Source organism: Bacteroides caecigallinarum (genome assembly GCF_021530995.1).
In the GTDB taxonomy this organism is placed as follows: domain Bacteria; phylum Bacteroidota; class Bacteroidia; order Bacteroidales; family Bacteroidaceae; genus Phocaeicola; species Phocaeicola faecigallinarum.
This window is the reverse complement of record NZ_JADYTF010000205.1, coordinates 1-2,365: the sequence shown is the minus strand read 5'-3', so window position 1 is coordinate 2,365 and position 2,365 is coordinate 1. Positions and strand designations below refer to the sequence as shown.

The following is a 2,365-nucleotide window of genomic DNA, read 5'->3' as shown; positions in this document are numbered from 1 at the left end:
CTCTAATTAAGGAATATGACAAAGATAATAAAAAAAGTCATAATATCAGATAGAATAGTATATTTTACGGTTTTTAGATGGTAAAATACAAAAACTTAAAGCTTAGAGGAAAAGTAATACGCAAAAAATATTAACTTTGCATCGATTTGTTTACATTATTATATAGAATGAGCCTTTTTTACAGAATACTTTTATTTTATAGCATAATAACGTTATTATCATTCCCTGCCACTGGAAATACGATAAACGAAAAATTTGTTGTAGTCCTGGATCCTGGACACGGAGGGAATGACCCTGGAGCCGTGGGCAGAAAAGGGAAAGAAAAAAACATAAATCTTAATGTGGCTATAAAACTAGGCAAACTTATAGAAAGCAAATGTAGTGATACAAAAGTTGTCTATACAAGAAAGACCGACAAATTTGTACCACTGCATAAAAGAGCAGAAATAGCCAACAATGCAAAAGCTAATCTTTTTATATCAATTCATACCAATGCTGTTGCTAGAAAAAATTCTCATGTAAGAGGTACGGAAACCTATACTCTGGGGTTGCACAGAACAGAAGAAAACCTTGAAGTGGCCAAAAAGGAAAACTCCGTTATATTAATCGAAGATGACTACAAGCAAAAATACGCAGGATTTAACCCTAATTCATCCGAAAGCTACATCATATTCGAGTTTATGCAGGATAAGAATATGGCACAAAGCGTAAATTTTGCAACACTTATTCAAAAGCATTTCAAAGGATGTAACCGTATTGATAAAGGTGTACATCAGGCTGGTTTCCTTGTTCTTAGAGAAACATCCATGCCTAGCGTGCTCGTCGAACTCGGGTATATATCAAATCCATCCGAAGAAACTTATTTATTATCAGAAAAAGGAACTTCTGAATTGGCTGAAGCTATTTATAAAGCTTTTTTAAACTACAAAGGGAATACTCCTCAAACACCAGTTACCAGTACAATAAAGGAAAAAGCACCTGAAACTCCAACCCAAAATACAATTAACACAAATTCAAAACCTGTTTTTAAAATACAAATATTGGCTTCTGATAAAGTTTTACCCCAAAACAGCAGACAATTTAAAGGTCTAAAGCCTGTAAGTTGGTATCAGGAAAACGGAATGATCAAATACACTTTCAAAGAAGATGAAGATTATAACAAAGTACTAAGGATAAAGAAAAAAGTAGTAGATCCTAAATTTAAGGATGCCTTTATAATAGCTTTTAAAAACGGACAAAAAATCAATATTAACCAAGCAATTAAAGAATTCAAAAATAACAAATAAAAGAATGATTATGAAAAAAGAGTTTACAATAGGAATCGCAGCCATAGCAGCATTATTAATTCTTTTTATTGGAATTAATTATCTTAAGGGAATAAACATGTTCAAGTCCGAAAGCTATTATTATGTAGATTACACCAATGTTAATGGGCTTGCATTATCAAGCCCTGTTTATACAAACGGATTTAAAGTAGGACTTGTGAGAGATATTCAATATAACTTAAATAAACCTGGACATATTATCGTAGGTATAGAGATGGATGAGAACATCAAGATTCCTCAAGGCAGCAAGGCAGAACTGATAACAGAAATGTTAGGCACTGTAAAAATGAATCTTATTATGAACTATGATGAAGAGAAAACTATTGCTCCAGGAGATACAATTGAAGGGTATGCGAATAATGGAATAATGGCAAAAGCTGAAGAAGATTTATTGCCTCAAATGGAAAAAATGATGCCTAAGCTTGACTCTATCCTATCATCATTAAATAAAATACTTGCAGATCCAGCTCTAGGAAATACCATCAAAAATGCTGAAAAATTAACAGCCTCATTAAGCCAAACCAGCAACCATTTGGAGAAACTTATGAGTAATGACATTCCTACTCTAACAAGTAATGTCACAATGATAACTGAAGACCTCAAAGTAATTAGTGGGAATTTAAAAGGTATAGATTATGCAGAAACATTCAACAAAATAGACCAAACATTAAAGAATGTTTATGCATTGACAGATAAACTGAATAACAAAGACAATACCATCGGATTATTACTTAACGATCCAGAACTATACAACAACCTGAATGCAACTTCAGCAAATGCCGCTTCATTACTTAAAGACCTTCAGGAACACCCCAAAAGATATGTTCATTTTTCATTGTTCGGAAAAAAGGACAAATAACAATAAAATAGAACGTTTCTAAATAAAATCAATTCTAAATAGGACAAAGAATGTCAATATTCAGAATTGATTTTCAATATATTATGTTTATACAGAAAAATATTACAGAAAAAACAGGAATAAATAATAAACTAATTTTCAAGATATTACAAAGCTATAACAAAGTTATTGACCTGAAAAA

Annotated in this window: 2 protein-coding genes; both read left to right on the top strand. The window is 31.7% G+C overall.

The window, feature by feature from the left end; genetic code table 11:
• The first annotated feature begins 167 nt into the window (after positions 1–167).
• Positions 168–1,286 (top strand): N-acetylmuramoyl-L-alanine amidase family protein, encoded by a 1,119-nt coding sequence (locus I6E24_RS15975; protein WP_235329669.1) that lies wholly within the window; start codon positions 168–170, stop codon positions 1,284–1,286.
• A 10-nt stretch (positions 1,287–1,296) separates the two neighbouring features.
• Positions 1,297–2,184 carry an MlaD family protein gene (locus I6E24_RS15970; protein ID WP_235329667.1) on the top strand — a complete coding sequence of 296 codons (888 nt, stop codon included), beginning with the start codon at positions 1,297–1,299 and terminating at the stop codon, positions 2,182–2,184.
• Positions 2,185–2,365: the final 181 nt, after the last annotated feature.